Here is a 17,787-nt window from a genome sequence, read left to right as displayed (position 1 = left end):
ACGGTTCCTGTCAGAATGACCTTGACTCAACCCACGACACCCACAAAGCGCGCGGCCCGACTATGGGCGTCGCTGCCGGATTGGGTCGCCACCCTATTGAGCAATCCGCGCGCGATGGTCGGGCTGATTATCCTGCTCGCGCTCGTGCTCATCGCAATCTTCGCGCCCCAGATCGCCCCCTACCAACCGGATCGCATCGTGGCGCGCCGCGACCTTCCGCCGAGCAGTGACCACGTGCTAGGGACCACGTCGCTCGGGCAGGACGTTTTCTCGCAGATGGTCTTCGGGACACGGATTTCATTGACCGTCGGATTTGCCACAGGCACGCTGGTCGTCCTGATCGCAATGACGATTGGCATCACGAGCGGTCTGATCGGCGGGCGCATCGACAACGTCGTCTCGATGATCGTGAACGTGGTGCTGGTCATCCCACAATTGCCTCTGATCATCGTGATCGCGAGCTGGGCGCGGAACACCGGTCCCATCACGATCATTCTGGTGCTGGCGGCGACCGGTTGGGCATTCGGCGCGCGCGTTCTTAGAGCGCAGGCGCTGGCGCTCCGCAACAGCGAGCACGTTACCTCTGCGCGTCTGATCGGCGAGCCGGTTTGGCGGATCGTCTTTTTCGAGATGCTGCCGAGCATGATCTCGCTGGTCGTCGCCGCTTGGATTGGCGCGGTGATCTTCGCGATTCTGTCGCAGGCGGCGCTTGAGTTCATCGGCTTGGGCGATCCAGCGGTGGTCAGTTGGGGCACGATCCTGTATTGGGCGCAGAACAACACCGCGCTGATCTCCGGTCGTTGGTGGACGTTTGTGCCGCCCGGTTTGGCGATCGCGACGGTTGGCCTCGCGCTCACGCTCATTAACTACTCGATTGACGAAATCACAAACCCGCGCCTGCGGCGGATCCGCATACCCAAAGATGCGGTGAAGGCACCCGAAAAGAACGGGAGCGAGGCCAAGCCATCGGACAACGATAGTCTGGTCCATATCCACGGCCTCAACGTGGATTATTGGACGGTGTCCGGCCCTGTTCGCGCCGCGGACAACGTCTCGTTCGACATTCGTCCAAACGAGGTGTTCGGCCTTGCCGGTGAAAGCGGATGCGGAAAGTCGACCGTCGCCTACGCGATCTCCCGCCTGCACTTTCCGCCAGCTATCATCTCCGGAGGAAGAATCTTCGTCGACGGGCAGGACGTGCTGGCGATCCCCGACAGGCATCTCAACAAGTTCCGTTGGGACGCTGTTTCGATCGTGTTCCAAAGCGCGATGAACTCCCTCAACCCCGTCATCACGGTCGGCGAGCAGTTCGTCGACGTCATCCAAGCGCATCGGGGCATGGACCGCAAGGCGGCGCTCAAACGCGGCCGCGAGCTCCTCGAGATGGTGGAGCTAGACCCCGACCTGATCGACAGCTATCCTCACCAGTTGAGCGGCGGAATGCGTCAGCGGGTCGTGATTGCCATCGCGCTTGCGCTCAACCCGAAGCTCCTGATCATGGATGAGCCTACCACCGCACTTGACGTGATCGTCGAGCGGCAAATCTTGCAGCGCGTGAAGGTCCTTCAGCGCGAATTCGGGTTTTCGATCCTCTTCATCACCCACGACTTGTCGCTGTTGATCGAGTTCTCCGACCGTATCGGCATCATGTATGCAGGGGAATTGGTCGAGGTCGCGCCGGCAAAGTTACTCTATACCAACCCTCAGCACCCTTACACGCGCCGCTTGATGAATGCGTTCCCGTCGATCCATGACGACCGCACGGGCCGGTACGGCATCGAAGGAACGCCGCCCGATCTGCGGACACCCCCGACCGGATGCCGCTTCCACCCGCGCTGCGATGTCGCAGTTGCCGGGCTGTGCGATGTTGCCGCGCCGCCCATCGTCTCTGCTGATGACCGTTTCGCCCGGTGCCACCTGCTGGAAGAGCACAGCTTGCCGGCGAGTTCGCTGAAAGAGCCGCAAGATGACCAGTAACGAATCCATTCTCGAGGCGGTCAGCCTGCGGAAAGTGTTCCATACCGGCGGCGTGTTCAACCGCAAAGAAGTGATCGCGGTCGACAATGTTTCGCTCGCGCTGCGCCCCCGCCATGCCGTCGCGTTGGTCGGTCAAAGCGGCAGCGGCAAGAGCACCATGATCCGCATGCTGGCGAAGCTGTACAACCCCACCTCTGGTTCGATTCTATACGAGGGCAAGGACGTTACAGCCGGGCGTGGACACCGCGACATCTTCGACTACCGCAGCAAGGTCCAGATGATCTTTCAGGACCCGTTTGGCTCATTGAACTCTACGCAGAAGGTCGACTATCACCTGCGACGCCCGCTGCGCTTGCACGGCAAGGTCAAGAACATGCGGGACGAAAGGCTGCGGATCGGAGAGCTGCTGGAGCGCGTCTCGCTCACGCCGGTCGACGAGTTCGCTAAGAAGTATCCGCATCAGTTGAGCGGCGGGCAGCGTCAGCGCGTCGCCATTGCGCGGGCGCTCGCGATCGAGCCACGAGTCATTCTCGCCGATGAGCCGGTGTCGATGTTGGATGTTTCCATCCGCATCAGCATCCTCAATCTGATGGCGAAGCTGCGCGATGAAGAAAACATCGCATTTCTGTTCGTCACCCACGACCTTTCCAGCGCCCGCTACTTCTCGGACGAAATCCTGATCATGCACAAGGGCAAGATCGTCGAGCGCGGCGCCAGCGGCGAGGTGATCGAGAATCCGCAGGACGACTATACTCGTCTGCTGCTGTCGTCGATCGCCGATCCATCGCGGGTCTTCTAGGTTTTGGCACGTACGGGTCAGGCCACCGCGTGGGCGCGACCCGGGATGAGCGATAAGTTGAGGCAATTCAAGGAGGAACACGATGTCGCGTAAGTTATTGGCAAGTGTGATTGTTCTCATGCTGCTATTCACCAGCTTGAGCGTGGTAGCGCAAGACGTGCCGGCTCAGGGCGGCTCAATCACTATCGGTTTACAGGCTGGCAGCAACGTCTGGACGCGCAACTTCAGCCCGTTCAAGGCTGGCGAATTTGATGCGAGAGACTTGATTTACGAACCGCTGATTGTGTGGAACCCGGTCGACTACAGCACACCGAACTATTGGCTGGCCACCGGCTACACGTATTCCGACGACCTGCAGTCGCTGACCTTCGCGCTGCGGGAGGGTGTGCTGTGGAGCGACGGCGAGGCCTTCACGGCCGACGATGTCGTGTTCACGGCGCAAATGCTGCTCGACAACCCGCCGATGGATGCCGTCTCGTTCAACATCGGGACAGTCGCTGCAAGCGTCGAAAAGGTCGACGACTACACGGTGACGTTCGGTTTGAAGGGCGTGAACACGCTGGCGCACACGCTCCTCAGCGCCATGAATACCGTGCCAGAACACATCTGGTCGTCCGTCGAAAAGCCGGCGGAATACGTCGTCGAGACCCCGGTGGGCACCGGCCCGTTCACGGAAGTGGCCAACTTCCAAGATCAGGAGTTCACGCTGTGCCGTAATCCGAACTACTGGCAAGAAGGCCGGCCGTATCTGGATTGCGTCAACTTCCCGGCGCTGAACGGCAATCAGGCGATCGCGCTGGCGCTGCTCGACGGCAGTGTCGAGTGGGCCGGCATCAACTTCCCGGACGAAGCCAGCTTCGCCAACGCGAACCCGGAGAATCATCACTACTACTACTGGACGGGCGGGGCGACACAGTACCTCGTGCTGAACACGACCAAGGCGCCGTTGGACGACCCGCAGTTCCGGATCGCCGTCAGTATGCTGATCGATTACGACTTCGTCGTAGATGTCGGCATGGAGGGCGCGACGCAGCGGAGCAGCGCGACCGGTTTCTCCTTCACGCAGGGTGATGTTATCAACGAAGAGGCGCTCGCGCTCGCCGAGCAGACCGGCTTCGCCAGCTACGACTTCGAGCGCGGTACGGCTCTGCTCGATGAATTGGGCTACGTCGACGCCAATGGCGATGGCTTCCGCGACCACCCCGACGGCTCGCCGCTACAGCTCAGTCTGCAGGCGGTAAACGGCTTTACCGCGTGGGTCGCCAGCACGCAGATCATGGCGCAGGCGTTCCAGGATGCCGGCCTCAACATCAGCCAAACCACACTGGACTTCGGCGCAGCAGTGACAGCGATGCGCACCGGCGAATTCGACCTTGCGATGTGGTTTGCTACGGCAGGTGTCACTCCGTGGACGTTCTACCGCGACATGCTGTACAGCCCGCTGATCGACGCTGAAGGCGTGACGAGTTCGGCATGGCCGCGTTGGACCAGCGCACGCAGCGACGAACTGCTGGAGCAGTTTACGCAGACCACGGACACGGATGTGCAGGCCGCCATCATCGACGAGCTTCAGACGATCTATGTCGAAAACGCGGTCGCCATCCCGATGTGGGACGGGCCGATGTGGTACAACTGGAACGACACCGACATCGCCGGTTTCCCGACTGAGGACAACTACTATGCGACGGGTGCCGTCACGCGGAACAACACCATGCAGACACGATTGATCGTCCTCAACGAGCTGTATCAGAAGTAGACGGTTCTGCGTGAAAGGGAGATCGCTTCAAGCGGTCTCCCTATCTTCACTACCGGTGCTGCCAATCACAGTCAGAGTGTGTCCATGAAAGCCATAATGGTTATGTTCGACTCGCTCAACCGCCATATGCTGCCAGCGTATGGCTGTGAGTGGGTACATGCCCCGAACTTCCAGCGCCTTGCGGAACGATCGGTCACGTTCGACCGCAGCTATGCGGGCAGCATGCCGTGCATGCCTGCGCGGCGCGAGCTGCACACCGGGCGCTACAACTTCCTGCACCGCAGTTGGGGGCCGATGGAGCCGTTCGACGTCTCGATGCCCGAGATCCTCAGCAAGAACGGAATCTACACGCACCTCGCCACCGACCATCAGCACTACTTCGAGGACGGTGGCTGCACTTACCACACTCGCTACAACTCGTGGGAATTCTCGCGCGGGCAAGAAGGCGACGCGTGGAAGGGTCAGGTCGCCGACCCGGTCTATCGGGATAACCTAAAGAAGATGCAAATCGGGATGTACCGTCAGGACATCATCAACCGTCAGCATCAGCCCACCGAAGCCGATCAACCGCAGGCCGTAACGTTCAAGGCCGGGCTGGAGTTCATCGCGACCAATCATGCGGAAGACAACTGGTTCCTGCAAATTGAAACGTTCGATCCGCACGAACCGTTCTTCACACAGCAGGCTTACAAAGACCTGTATCCGCACGCCTATGACGGGCCGGACTTCGACTGGCCCGATTACGCTCGCGTCACCGAAACGCCCGAGCAGATCGCGCATGTCCGCTACGAGTACGCGGCGCTGGTCAGCATGTGCGACGCCTACTTGGGCCGCGTGCTGGACGCGATGGACGAGTATGGCCTGTGGGATGACACCCTGCTCATCGTCAACACCGATCACGGCTACATGCTCGGGGAGCATGACTGGTGGGCAAAGACGATTCAGCCGTGGTACGAGGAGTTGATTCACACCCCGCTGTTCATCTGGGATCCGCGCAGCCGCAAACAAGGCGAACGGCGCCAGAGTCTTGTGCAGACCATCGACCTGCCGGCGACCCTGCTGGAATTCTTCGGCCAAGACCTCCCGCCATCCATGCAGGGGCGACCACTACAACCGGTGATCGAAGTCGACTCGCCCATCCGCGATACGGCGCTGTTTGGCATCCACGGCGGTCATGTGAGCATCACCGATGGGCGGTTCGTCTACATGCGCGCGCCGGCCACGGAAGCCAATACGCCGCTGTACGAATACACGCTCATGCCCACACACATGCGTGAGATGTTCAGCGTGCAGGAACTACAGCACATTGAGCTTGTGGAACCGTTCACGTTTACGCAAGGATGCCGGCTGATGAGGATCCCGGCGCGCGGTAGTCAAGCGCACCGATTTGGCACGCTGCTGTTCGATCTGCAAGCCGATCCCAATCAGAACAACCCGCTGTCCAACGAAGCGGCCGAACGGCAGTGGGTCGCGCATCTTGTCGCAGCGATGCGGGCCAACGACGCCCCGCCGGAACAGTATGAACGGCTCGGACTTCCGCCCGACGGGCAGGTGGACCACACTCACCTGCTGCTGGAAAAGCAGCGGGCGCAAGCGCTCAAGGCGATGGAACCGGAGTTCATGGCGGTTCGTTTCCCGGCCATGAACCATAATCCCCGTTTGCTGCACACGGCGATTGAGAAGCTCTACAGCGACGATCGCACCGGAGCGGTCATGGGTCGGCATTTTCCGAACTTGCGGGACATGCCGAACTATCCGCAAATGAAGCGGATGACTCTGGGGTTGATGCGCTTGTTTGCGCCGCAGCTCTTGACAGCGGAAACGATGCAGGCGGTCGCTCGTGACTTGGACGAGCTCCAGCTCTCCGCCAACGATAAGCGTTGAGGTCGTCCTGCAATAGTACGCATTGCTTGCCTGACGGCGGATGTCGCCGTACTAGAAACACGAAGGTGATGAAATGGAGAACTATAACGGTACCGGCTCGACGATCCTAACGGATGCCGAGGTCGAAGCGCGCGTCGAGGCTATCCTCCGCGGGTTGAGCCTCGCAGAGAAGGTCGGGCAACTCACACAAGTCGGCGGGGCGAGCTTTGTTCCGGGGCCAAAGCCGGAAGAGGTCATCCGCCGCGGCGGCGCCGGATCGGTCTTGTGGCTGAACGATACGAAGCGCTTCAACGAATTGCAGAAGATCGCCGTCGAAGAAAGCCCGTCAAAGATCCCGCTGCTCTTTGCCCTCGACGTGATCCACGGGTATCGCACGGTGTTTCCCGTGCCGCTGGCGATGGCATCGTCGTGGGACCCGGAAGTCCCCGAGCGCGCGCAGGCGGTTGCAGCAAAAGAAGCCCGTGCGGCAGGCTTGCACTGGACGTTCGGCCCCATGGTCGACATCGCCCGTGACGCCCGCTGGGGGCGCATCGTCGAAGGGGCCGGCGAAGACCCGGTTCTGGGCGCGGCCATGGCGGCGGCGCAAGTACGCGGCTTCCAGGGCGACTATATCGGCGCCCCCGACCGGGTCGTAGCCTGCGCGAAGCACTTCGCCGGCTATGGCGCATCCGACGGCGGCCGCGACTACGATCCGGTCTACCTGCCGGAAGGGCTGCTGCGCAATGTGTATTTCCAGCCGTTCCACGCCGCCGTAAAGGCGGGCGCTGGGACGTTCATGAGCGCCTACATGGACCTCAACGACGTGCCGGCATCCGGCAATCGCTGGCTGCTGCGCGACGTGCTGCGCGGCGAATGGGGTTTCAAGGGCTTCGTCGTCAGCGATGCCTTCGCCCCCGGCAACCTTGTCACGCAGGGCTTCGCGCGCGACCGGCGTGACGCCGCCTTCCGCGCCTTGAGCGCCGGCCTCGATATGGACATGGCCAGCGGCACCTATATGGAACACGTATTGGGGCTGGTCGAAGACGGCACCTTGAGCATCGACGTGATCGACGCCTCGGTACGCGCTATCCTCGCGATCAAAGTGCGCATGGGGCTGTTCGAACAGCCGTACACCGACGAGGGATTGCTGGAACAGGTCGTTGCCCTGCCCGAACACCGCGCCGAAGCGCGCAGCGCGGCCCAGCGTTCGATGGTGCTGCTGCGCAACGAGGGCGCGCTGCTTCCGCTAGACAAAGGCATCAAGAACCTCGCCGTCATCGGCCCGCTGGCGGACTCGAAAGAAGCGACCGAAGGCTCGTGGATGGTCTTCGGACACGTCCCGGCGGCGGTCACCGTCCTCGAAGGCATCCGCGCCAAGCTGCCGAACGCAAGCGTTACGTATGCACCCGGGCCGGAAATCCGGCGTGACATCCCGTCTCTGTTCGACACGATGATGCCCGATCCGAACCGACCCGCCCCGCAGACGCCCGAACAAGGAGAAGTCGCTTTCCAACAGGCCGTGTCTGCTGCGCGCGACGCCGACTTCGTGGTGATGGTGCTCGGCGAACACGCCAATATGTCCGGCGAGGCTGCCTCGCGCGCCTCGCTCGATCTGCCCGGCCGGCAGGAAGAGCTGCTGAAGGCCGTGGTCGCGCTTGGTAAGCCGGTCGTGCTCGTCCTGCTCAACGGACGCCCGCTCAGCATCAATTGGGCGGCAGAAAACGTGCCGGCGATCCTCGAGGCGTGGGAACCGGGCACCGAAGGCGGTCACGCCGTGGCCGACATCCTGTTCGGAGACGCCAATCCGGGCGGCAAGCTGCCGGTTACCTTCCCCCGCAAGGGCAGTCACGCGCCGCTGTACTACGCGCGCAACCTCACCCATTCGCCAGAAGGCCACCCGATGTACAATCCGCGCTATTGGGACGGCTTGCCGATACCACTGTATCCGTTCGGCTTTGGCCTCAGTTATACGACATTCGAGATCGCGAACGTGAATGTGTCGGCGCCAAAGATGAAGGTCGGAGACTCGCTGTCCGTGACAGCCGACGTCACCAATACCGGCAGCCTGACTGGCGACGAGGTCGTGCAGCTTTATATCCATCAGCGCGCGGGCAGCGACACGCGCCCGATGCGCGAGCTGAAAGGCTTCAAGCGGGCAACGCTGCAGCCCGGCGAAACGCGGACGGTCACGTTCCAACTCGGGCCATCGGAGCTCGGGTACTGGAGCACGAGCCGGGGCATGTGGGTGCAAGATGCGACAGACTTCGACGTCTGGGTGGGTTCCGACTCGTTGGCAACGCTCCACGCCGAGTTTGCGGTCGTTCCATAAGCAGGATCTGCACGCGTGATCAAGAGAGGGTGAACGGCGTTTCACCCTCTTCAGTGTTTCAGCGAGTGCTTCAAATTGCTGTCGAAGGCAAGTGACATCATGGCATCGAATCGCGCGGGAAGCGGGACCATTCTGATCGCCTTTTTGGCGTTCATCGGGTTGGGGCTGTCGGCCGGCCTTCTCGGCGTGGCGTGGCCGTATATGCAGGCCGAGTTCGACCTCGCGCTCGATGCGGTCAACGTACTGCTGCTGCTGCAGACGACCACCTATACGCTGGCGAGCTTCATCATCGGCCGCATCATGGCGCGGTTCGGCAGCGGCATGAGCTTGGTTGGCGGCATGCTGATCGTCGCGTTGGGGATGTTCGGGATAGCCGCTGCTCCTGCATGGTTTGTAGTTGTCGTCGTCGGGTTCGTTGCAGGGTTCGGCAGCGGCGTTATCGACGCCGGGTTGAACCTCTATGTCACGACGTATCACTCGGCGCGCGACATGAACTGGCTGCACGCCAGTTTCGGCATCGGAATCACGCTGGGTCCGCTGCTGATGACCTACTGCGCGCTCAACCTGAACTGGCAGACGGGGTATGTCATCGCCGGCGTCATCCTGATCGTGATTTTCGCGCTGCTCTTCGCGTCACGCCGCCAGTGGCGCAATGAGGGTTTCCAGAGCGCCGACAACACGCCGGTACAGCGGGCGAAACTCAGCGAGACGCTGCGGATGCCGGTGCTGTGGTTCAGCATGATCGCCTTCCTCGCCTACGTCAGTGTGGAAATCGGCATTGGCCAATGGGCGTACACCCTGCTTACCCAGTCGCGCGGTATTCCCGAGGAGGCGGCCGGCCCGTGGGTCAGCGTCTACTGGGGGGTCTTTACCGGCGGCCGTATCCTGTTCGGGTTCATCGCCAACCGCTTCCACCCCACTCGCCTGCTCCGTTGGTGTTTGCTGGGCATGATCTTCGGGACGCTGCTGTTGGCGTGGAATCCGCTGCCGATCGTCGGTGAAATCGGCCTGATCCTCGTCGGCTTCGCTTCGGCGCCGATCTTCGCCATGCTGATGATGACCACGCCGCAGCGGTTCGGCTTGGAACACGCCGAAAACGGTGTCAGTCTCCAGATGGTGTCCGTTGGGATTGGGTCGGCGATCTTCCCCGGACTGATCGGGACGATCGGAAGGACGTTCGGTCTGGAGTCGATGACGATCGCCTTCGTGGCGCTGGCGGTGCTGTCATTCGCGGCCCACGAGTTTGCGCGTATGGCGCATGCGAAACGGCCGGTTGTCGTCGGCGCCAGCGATTGATTGCCGACGAAAAGCCGAGGCGATTCGCCTCAGTTCATCACTTCACCGTAGACACAGCCCCAAGACAACGACCGGCAAGCCAGAGGTGGCTGCCGGTCGTTGGTGTGGTTCGGAAAACTTCCTGTCGTGCTGCACTGACTGGACTAAACTCGAACAATTCAGCGGGGAACAAGTCGCCCAGTTCTATCAAGTCATTACCTTTCCTCAGCGCGAACACTGTCTGCGCTACGCCACGATGAACTCCAACTAGATCGGCTTTAGCGGTGAGCGGAGGAGGCGCCCCTCCCCCGCCCATCTTGAAGCTCGCTGCTCGCGTCAGCAAGGCTTCCGGACGCCACTGTACCACAGGTCCGGGAAGCACTCGCCAGCCGCAGCGAAATCGACTGGATGTTGGGTTCGAAAGGTATGACACATGACTCGCGTTTTCGTATTTACCAACCACAAGGGTGGCATCGGGAAGTCGACATCCGCCACCAACACAGCGTATGGCATCGTCTCGATGCTGCGACACGCCGGCGCACCCAACCCGCGCGTGCTGCTCATTGATACCGACAGTCAGGCGCACGCCACGCTGGTCACTACCGGCTCGAAAGACTACGGAGCCGACAACAGCCTGTACACCGTGCTGATGGCCGACCGGCAGAACGCGGCGCAGACGCTGCTCCGGTCGATCGTGCCGTCGAACTGGGACGCGGACCTGCACATTCTGCCGGCCTCGTCGATGCTGGAAGGCGCCGAGCGCGAACTGAACGGGCTGGCCGGCGCACCATACCGCCTCGCCGATCCGCTGAACCAGATCGCGGGTCGCTACGCCGCGATCGTCATCGACACCCGCCCGTCGTTCTCACTGATGACCGAGATGGGTCTCATCGCCGCGACCGACGCGATCGTGCCGGTCGAGCCGCGCTACCTCGAGACCGTAGGCCTGATGAGCGTGATCGGCAAGATCAACGAGATCCGCGACGGGTGGCGTCAACCGAACCTGCGCGTCAGCGGCATCCTTGTCACCAAGATGAACCTGCGCGTGCGCGGTCATCGGTACTTGCTCGACGAACTCAAGGCCCATAACGTGCTCGGGCCGCTGCTGCTCGGCGTGGTACCGGTCAACGAGGCGGTGTCGTACGCGCATCAGTGCCACCAGAGCATCTTCACCTACGATCCAAATGCGCCGGCCAGCAAGGCATACATGAGCGTGGTCGTCCGGCTTGTCCAGATCATGGCAGGCGGTGCGGCATGAAACGTCAGAACCAGCGCATCGACGAGCTCCTTGACAGCGTCACCGACGACATGCTGGCAGGCGGACAACCGCAGTTCACCGATTCGGGCCTTCGCGTCGAGCGATTGCTGCTCGAAATGGTGCGACCGGATCCCATTCAGCCGCGGCGCGTGCTGCCCGAAGTTCTGCACTTCGACTTCCACGCTGGCCGGATGACGCCGACGCAAGCGCTCCGCGGATTGGTCCAGCTCGTGCAGGTCTCGGCGCGGCAGCGTGGCCGGCCGTTCAGCAACGTGCTCGAGCTGCTGCCGGATCCCGATGACGATGCGCCAGACGATTCAGAGGTTCGCCTCACAGCAGAGGAACAATTGCTGCACGACCTGGTCAACCTGGCCGTCACCATACGTGATGACGGCCAGGTCAATCCACTGACGGTGGTCGACGTGTCGAACGGCGTGGTGCAGCAGTTCCGGATCGAGACCGGCGAACGGCGCTACTGGGCGAGCTGGCTGCTGCGCGACTTCATCCCCAACTACAGCGGAGACGGCATGGTCCCATGCATCGTGATCCCGACCGAGAACACGTCGGTGTTCCGGCAGGCGCGTGAGAACACGGCGCGCAGCGGACTATCGGCGGTCGCGATGGCCCGACAGGCAGCGCTCCTGCTACTGACCGTGCACGGCTACGAAATCCCGGACGGTGCGGTCACCAACGACTTCTACCGGCAGGCACTCGACCTGGATCTGCGTGGCAAGCGTGAATACACCGAAGCGATCCTCAGCGCGATGGGCGGCATGAAGAAGGCCTACTTCAGCGAACTCAAGGCATTGCTTCGACTATCGGATGAGGCGCTTGAACTTGCCGACCGTCACGGGATTGAGCAGTACAAGCTTCGGTATGTGCTTCCCCTTCCGGTGGAGTATCACGCAGAAGTGGTTCGACAGGTCATCGACTTGGGCCTTTCAAGCAAACAGGTCAAGGAACTCTGTGAAGGAAGCGAGATGGAAGAAAACGACAATAGCGTGCTCGACAAGCCGCCGGCAGCAGCGATGAAAGTGGCCAAGATGACGCAGACAGTCGCGTCGCTGTCGCCGGCAGACATCGCGAAAGCATTGATCAGACAGGAAGGCGACGCAGACATCGCGTATGCACGTTTGCAGGCCTTGCAGCGAGTGCTATCTGAGGTCTTGGCTCAGCTGGCTGTGAAGTAAAAAGGTTCGGGTGCCCGAACCTTTTGGAGATGACGGCATGAAACGAGCACGCGATCCGCCCTAAACAAACAAAAGGCCCACGTGCGGGAAAGCAGGTGGGCAGGGAAACACTGTGCTACATAGTGACCTAGACAATCACAATGTAGCACAGCCCCTGTCCTCCTGCAACTGACATCCGAATTCGCGCTGCGTTTTTCTGACGCGGCCCCTATTCCGCATTGCCTGCTGCTGGAGGGACCTCATGCTTCCCGATCCTGTATTGCCCCATGCCTGTCTGCCGTCTGATGGTCCGATCGTGCCGACCTGGACGAATCGCGAAACGTATTCGCGCCACGATCGATCTGAGAACGTCACGCCGATCGGCGGTGCGTCATGAGCGCGACGACCGTTCCGTTCACTCGCATCCCGGATGCCGTCCTGCTCGATCCACGACTGACCGCGGTCCAGCTGCGCGTCTATGCCGTCATCGCGCGCCGCCTCGGCAGCGACACCGTGTCCGCGTTCCCGAGTTACGCCACGATCGCCCGCGACGCCAACACCAGCCGCACGTCAGCGATCAGCGCGGTAAGGGCGCTCATCAATCTCGGCTATTTGTGCAAGCAGGCGCAGCCGAGCGGTCAGGGCGATCTGACCAGCAACCGGTACACGATCTGCGGCGGGGGGAGTCAAATCTACGCACCACGTGGTACAAATCCTGTACCACTCCTGGTACACGGTTTGGACCACGGTGGTACAAATCCTGCACTACCGGTAGTGCAAATTCTGAACCACGGTGGTGCAGATTTTGGACCTGAACCAGAATCAAAGAATCAGACTCAGAGTAATAAGACTCAAGAGATCCAGAACGCGCGCGAGCTCGCGCCCGCGTCTGCATCCGCCGCCGATTTGGAACTTCAATCGGTGCTTGATGACTATCAGGAAAACATCAGTGCGCTCACCGCGATGGCCACGCAAGTCGTCTCCGACCTGGTCAAGGACTACGGTTCCGGCTGGGTTCGGGGCGCGATCCAGGAGGCGGTCATCTACGAGAAGCGCAGCCTCGCGTATGTGCGGCGCATCCTGCGCGCGTGGAAACAGACCGGTCGCGCCGGCGAACGGAAGATCACGCCGCCGAAGGTCGAACAGAATCCGGTTCAGCAGAGCGAGACTCTGGACACATCACCGGACTTCGTCTGGCCGCCGCCGAGTCTCGTCCGCGATGCTGGTGCAGCGCCGGACGGGTCGGATCCCGCGGCGGTCGCTTGGAAGGGGATATGCGACCGACTGCCGCAGCTGGGCCGGCTCAGCCGGATGGCGACTGCGGTCAGTCTCGTGGATGGTGTTCTGACGATCAAGGTCACAGATCCGCGCACGTATTCCGTCCTCACAGACACGCAGCGGCATCTTGTGGCTTTCGCGAGCCGTGAGGTTCTTGGTAACGAGGGATCGGTTGCGGTGAGGATGGTCGAGCGCCAGCTCGGCGCTGTGGGCTGTTAGGCGAATGAATGGTGCAACGGTGCTTCTCCTATTTACCAACAATCTCCACGATCACAATTACGCAAGCGTGTTCACTCGTTGCCCAACTCTATCATTCCTGCTGAGTCTCAGGCCCTTGGCAGGCATAGCAACCTCGGTCAGTCAACGATGGCCAATTTCGTGTCCCGCCTTAGAGCTGCGTGAAAGGTTTGATCACGAGACATGCAAGCGTTGCGCGTCGCGATTCCCGTCTTTCCTCTTGATATGCAAGATCCCGGTGTCAATTCCTCTGCGCGGTAGCGAAAGCAGTCTTCCAGGGGATCGGCAAACGACAATCGGTAATATTAGGTGTTGTACGGTTGGAACATCAGTTTCCAACTAGCAACTATAATCGGGTTATTCTTATAGATGGAGAACCACTAGCATGACCCGTGTTCACGACTCAACTATCGCGCAGCGTAAGGAGCGTATCCTGCGGCTGCTGCAGACCGAATCCCAACTCACTGAGGCAGAGATTGCTGGTCTCCTCAACCTTGAGCGAAGAACGGTGAATAACTATCTTCATGAACTCGGTGCCAGGGTTGAAAAGGACGGCCGTCACTGGATGCTGTCACCGTTCCAAGCCCGCATTCCCCGTAAGTTGGATATTGATGCGGAGCAGGCGGTCGTGCTGTACCTCGCGATCCGACTGTTCGTCAAGCAGTCCGACCGGCGCATGGAGACCGCCGAAACGCTGTTGATGAAACTGGCCGATATCCTCAGCGATGACCTCGCAGTAGGAGATCACTTTGCACAGGCTATGCGTGAGCTTGCAGCGCGCCCCGAAGACAGCGCTCACCACGACACGCTTCGCACGCTGGCTCAAGCGATGATTCAATGCCGTCAAGTTGAGCTGGTCTATCAACCGTATCAGGGGCGGGAATTCAAGACCACGTTCTCACCTTATTTGCTCGAGCCGTCAGGAATCGGGTTTGCGACGTATGCAATAGGAGAAAGCAGCATCGTCGGCGCGCTGCGGACATATAAGGTCGAGCGTATCGCATCGGCAAGATTGCTTCGGTCCACTTTCACTATCCCCGATGACTTCCCTGGCCTCGATCTACTGCGGAATGCGTGGTCGATCTATTACGGTGAACAGACCGTACGCGTCGCACTGCGCTTTTCGCCGGCGGTGGCGCGCCGTGTCCTCGAGACCAATTGGCGTACTGCCTCCGCTCCCGAAACCGACCCCGATTTAATCAATTACATCCGGGTGACCTTAAACGTGGCCGACACGACCGACCTCAAGCCGTGGATCCGCTCGTGGGGCGCCAACGTCGAAGTCCTGGAACCCGAGTCGCTGCGGGATGAGATGGTGGAAGAGGTCAGAGAGAATGCGAGGCTATACGGGTGGCACGTCAGCCACAATGCACCAAATTCCTCCGATCCGAATGATCTTAAGGACTCACTCGCTCGACTGATGAACCGGAGGCCTGACAGTGACTGATCTAGACCTATATTCCCACCAACAGCGCGCCGCAGAACTCCTACTGGGTGGCAAGAACGTCATCCTTCAAGCTCCTACCGGAGCAGGCAAAACGTTGGCCGCACTGCTGCCGTGGATGAACAGCCAAAGCTATGGCCGTGATTTCCCTAAACAGTGTATATACACTGTACCAATGCGGGTTCTGGCTAATCAGTTTGTCGACGCCTTTGCGCACCTCAACCCGAAGATCCAGACCGGCGAGGACGTGGGCGACCCCGAATTCAGCGGCGACCTCATCTTCACCACCATCGACCAGGCCCTCAGCCGCTTCCTGAATTACCCCTACGGCGTCTCGAAGCGCAAGGCCAACCTGCACGCCGCGGCGGTGATGAGCGCGTATCTGGTGTTCGACGAGTTCCACTTGCTCGACCCTGCCTCGACCCTACCGACCGCGCTCGCCATGCTCAAGCTGTTGAAGGGTATCACCCCGTTCATGCTGATGACCGCCACCTTCAGCGGGACGATGCTGCACGAATTGGCGAAGGAGCTGGATGCAGAGGTCATCCCTGCGACACCGGAGGAGCGCGCGGCGCTGCGCGGCCTGCCCTCGCAGCGCAAGACACGCCGCTACACCATCTGCACCGAGCCTCTGGCGGCGGAACGCGTTTTTCAGGTGCACGATACATTGGCCGAGCGCCGTTCCATTGTCATTTGCAATACCGTTGTCCGCGCCCGCGCGATTTTCGACGAGCTGCGGCGGCAAAGTCCCGATACCGAGGTGATCCTGCTGCACAGCCAATTTCTGCCCGCTGACCGTAAGGCCGCACAAGATCGGTTGGTCGCGTTGTTCGGCAAGGGCGCCGACCGTCAGGCGGGGAGCGCGATCGCGGTCGCGACACAAGCCATCGAGGTCGGCGTGGACATCACCAGCACGGCCCTGCACACCGAACTCGCACCCGCCAATTCCATCATCCAGCGGGCCGGGCGCTGTGCGCGTTACGAGGGCGAATCCGGCGAGGTGACGATCTACCGCTACAGCTGCAAGGATGGCGAGCCTATCGACCTGACCGAAAACCCCAACCCCTATGCCAGTCAGAAGGACGTCCTCGCCAAGACGTGGTCGGCGTTCTCGGCACGGGACGGGCAGGAGTTCTCGTTTGAACACGAACAGGAGGTGTTGACCGAGGTTCACGGAGACAGCGACCGGGAGATAGTCGCTGCGCTCAAGCAAGGCGAGTACGAACACAAGCGCCAGATGTTCGACGTGATGGGCGGTCTCTACAACGTCTCGAACCCGTCCGATCTCATCCGCAACGTGTTTCAGGCGCGGGTGACGATTTCGGACAACCCGGATTCGCTGTTGGAATCGCCGTTCGATGCACCTGCGTTCGGATTGCACCCCGGTTCGCTGCAAAAAGCTTTCAAGGAGTTGGAATCGCTTCCTGTCGATCGTCCGTTCACGATGAAGTACCTCTACGTGGTCGAAAACGACAAGGCCCCCAGCGACAGCCAGACCTACCGGCGCACCGAGTACTGCTGGGAACCTGTACGCACCGGGAAAGACATTCTGGGGGCGGCGCTGCTGGCCGTCCATCCGTCGGTGGCGCGCTACGACGCCCAGCGCGGACTGGTATTGGGTCAGGCCAGCGACCCGGACGGCTGGCAGGCGTCGATCCCGGCGACAAAGCTGCAGGAGGAACGCGCCAACTTTACCTACACGCTGGAGACCTACGCCCGGCATATCGAGCTTGTCTACGACGCGGCGTTCGGCCCCGGCGGGTCATGGGATCGTATGGCGGGGTTGGCGAAGCGGCTGGAACGGCGCTTTGGTTGGGCGCCGGGCGATGTCCGCCGGGCGGCCGAGCAGGCCGTGCTGCTGCACGACGTCGGCAAACTGAGCGTGGGCTGGCAGAACTGGGTACGCGAGTATCAGGACCGGATCGGACGGCCGGTCGCACCGGGTGAAGCCTATGCCCACACAGAGAGCCAAACACGGGAACACGGCGATATCGAAAAGTCGATGAAGCGCCGCCCGACCCACGCGGTCGAGGGCGCATTGGCGGCCATGCCGATCTACGCCGGGGTCCTGGGTGAAGATCATCCGCTTGCGCTGGCGATCTACAGCGCGATTGCCCGCCACCACGCCCCGTTTGCCGACACCAATGGAAAGTACGGACTGATCAAAGGCGCGATCCGGCACGTCGCTACGACATTGAATGCGCATCTGAGCGGTGTGCCAACCAGCGAGCTGGAACTCATCGAGGATGCAGGCGATAACGCCGACCCGCAGCACGACAACATCGCCAAGCCGGACGATGGGGCAGCGTACTGGGCGTACCTCTTGCTGGCGCGGGTTCTGCGCCTCGCTGACCAGGAGGGTACGAGACTAGGCACGATTAGGGGCTGAACGTCAAGATGCC

General features: G+C 61.2%; 11 protein-coding genes. All 11 read left to right on the top strand.

Features of this window, described 5'->3' with window-relative positions; all coding sequences use genetic code 11:
- Positions 1 to 15: 15 nt before the first annotated feature.
- The 11 genes from IPM16_00345 to cas3 all read left to right on the top strand — a co-directional run bounded on the left by IPM16_00345 (position 16) and on the right by cas3 (position 17,774).
- Positions 16 to 1,977 carry a dipeptide/oligopeptide/nickel ABC transporter permease/ATP-binding protein gene (locus IPM16_00345; GenBank protein MBK9121556.1) on the top strand — a complete coding sequence of 654 codons (1,962 nt, stop codon included), beginning with the start codon at positions 16 to 18 and terminating at the stop codon, positions 1,975 to 1,977.
- The gene (locus IPM16_00340; protein ID MBK9121555.1) at positions 1,967 to 2,776 is read left to right on the top strand and encodes an ABC transporter ATP-binding protein; all 810 of its coding nucleotides are present in this window, start codon (positions 1,967 to 1,969) and stop codon (positions 2,774 to 2,776) included. The genes IPM16_00345 and IPM16_00340 overlap by 11 nt, the downstream gene beginning before the upstream one ends.
- A gap of 82 nt (positions 2,777 to 2,858) precedes the next feature.
- Positions 2,859 to 4,532 carry an ABC transporter substrate-binding protein gene (locus IPM16_00335; protein MBK9121554.1) on the top strand — a complete coding sequence of 558 codons (1,674 nt, stop codon included), beginning with the start codon at positions 2,859 to 2,861 and terminating at the stop codon, positions 4,530 to 4,532.
- 84 nt (positions 4,533 to 4,616) lie between these two features.
- A complete protein-coding gene (locus tag IPM16_00330; GenBank protein MBK9121553.1) occupies positions 4,617 to 6,416 on the top strand; it encodes a sulfatase in 1,800 nt (599 codons plus the stop codon).
- A 73-nt stretch (positions 6,417 to 6,489) separates the two neighbouring features.
- On the top strand, positions 6,490 to 8,724 hold the full coding sequence (gene bglX, locus IPM16_00325) for a beta-glucosidase BglX (protein ID MBK9121552.1): 2,235 nt from the start codon (positions 6,490 to 6,492) through the stop codon (positions 8,722 to 8,724).
- 99 nt (positions 8,725 to 8,823) lie between these two features.
- Positions 8,824 to 10,020, top strand: a complete 1,197-nt coding sequence (locus IPM16_00320) for an MFS transporter (protein ID MBK9121551.1) — start codon at positions 8,824 to 8,826, stop codon at positions 10,018 to 10,020.
- Between the two features lie 412 nt (positions 10,021 to 10,432).
- Positions 10,433 to 11,257 carry a ParA family protein gene (locus tag IPM16_00315; GenBank protein MBK9121550.1) on the top strand — a complete coding sequence of 275 codons (825 nt, stop codon included), beginning with the start codon at positions 10,433 to 10,435 and terminating at the stop codon, positions 11,255 to 11,257.
- Positions 11,254 to 12,447, top strand: coding sequence for a ParB N-terminal domain-containing protein (locus tag IPM16_00310; GenBank protein ID MBK9121549.1), 1,194 nt, complete (start codon positions 11,254 to 11,256; stop codon positions 12,445 to 12,447). Before IPM16_00315 ends, IPM16_00310 begins: the two co-directional genes overlap by 4 nt.
- 372 nt (positions 12,448 to 12,819) lie before the next feature.
- Positions 12,820 to 13,923, top strand: a complete 1,104-nt coding sequence (locus IPM16_00305) for a helix-turn-helix domain-containing protein (GenBank protein ID MBK9121548.1) — start codon at positions 12,820 to 12,822, stop codon at positions 13,921 to 13,923.
- Positions 13,924 to 14,326: 403 nt separating this feature from the next.
- Positions 14,327 to 15,388, top strand: coding sequence for a WYL domain-containing transcriptional regulator (locus IPM16_00300; GenBank protein MBK9121547.1), 1,062 nt, complete (start codon positions 14,327 to 14,329; stop codon positions 15,386 to 15,388).
- Positions 15,381 to 17,774: a CRISPR-associated helicase Cas3' gene (gene cas3, locus IPM16_00295; GenBank protein MBK9121546.1), complete on the top strand. Its 2,394-nt coding sequence runs from the start codon at positions 15,381 to 15,383 to the stop codon at positions 17,772 to 17,774. Before IPM16_00300 ends, cas3 begins: the two co-directional genes overlap by 8 nt.
- Positions 17,775 to 17,787 lie beyond the last annotated feature (13 nt).

Source organism: Candidatus Flexicrinis affinis (assembly GCA_016716525.1).
In the GTDB taxonomy this organism is placed as follows: domain Bacteria; phylum Chloroflexota; class Anaerolineae; order Aggregatilineales; family Phototrophicaceae; genus Flexicrinis; species Flexicrinis affinis.
Note: the sequence above shows the minus strand (reverse complement) of the source record. Positions and strands in the feature narration are given on the sequence as shown.

What these genes read in the sequence shown, in the direction of transcription:
- IPM16_00345 (MBK9121556.1), top strand. Translation starts at nt 16, where the DNA reads ATGACCTTGACTCAACCCACGACACCCACAAAGCGCGCGGCCCGACTA.
- IPM16_00340 (MBK9121555.1), top strand. Translation starts at nt 1,967, where the DNA reads ATGACCAGTAACGAATCCATTCTCGAGGCGGTCAGCCTGCGGAAAGTG.
- IPM16_00335 (MBK9121554.1), top strand. Translation starts at nt 2,859, where the DNA reads ATGTCGCGTAAGTTATTGGCAAGTGTGATTGTTCTCATGCTGCTATTC.
- IPM16_00330 (MBK9121553.1), top strand. Translation starts at nt 4,617, where the DNA reads ATGAAAGCCATAATGGTTATGTTCGACTCGCTCAACCGCCATATGCTG.
- bglX (MBK9121552.1), top strand. Translation starts at nt 6,490, where the DNA reads ATGGAGAACTATAACGGTACCGGCTCGACGATCCTAACGGATGCCGAG.
- IPM16_00320 (MBK9121551.1), top strand. Translation starts at nt 8,824, where the DNA reads ATGGCATCGAATCGCGCGGGAAGCGGGACCATTCTGATCGCCTTTTTG.
- IPM16_00315 (MBK9121550.1), top strand. Translation starts at nt 10,433, where the DNA reads ATGACTCGCGTTTTCGTATTTACCAACCACAAGGGTGGCATCGGGAAG.
- IPM16_00310 (MBK9121549.1), top strand. Translation starts at nt 11,254, where the DNA reads ATGAAACGTCAGAACCAGCGCATCGACGAGCTCCTTGACAGCGTCACC.
- IPM16_00305 (MBK9121548.1), top strand. Translation starts at nt 12,820, where the DNA reads ATGAGCGCGACGACCGTTCCGTTCACTCGCATCCCGGATGCCGTCCTG.
- IPM16_00300 (MBK9121547.1), top strand. Translation starts at nt 14,327, where the DNA reads ATGACCCGTGTTCACGACTCAACTATCGCGCAGCGTAAGGAGCGTATC.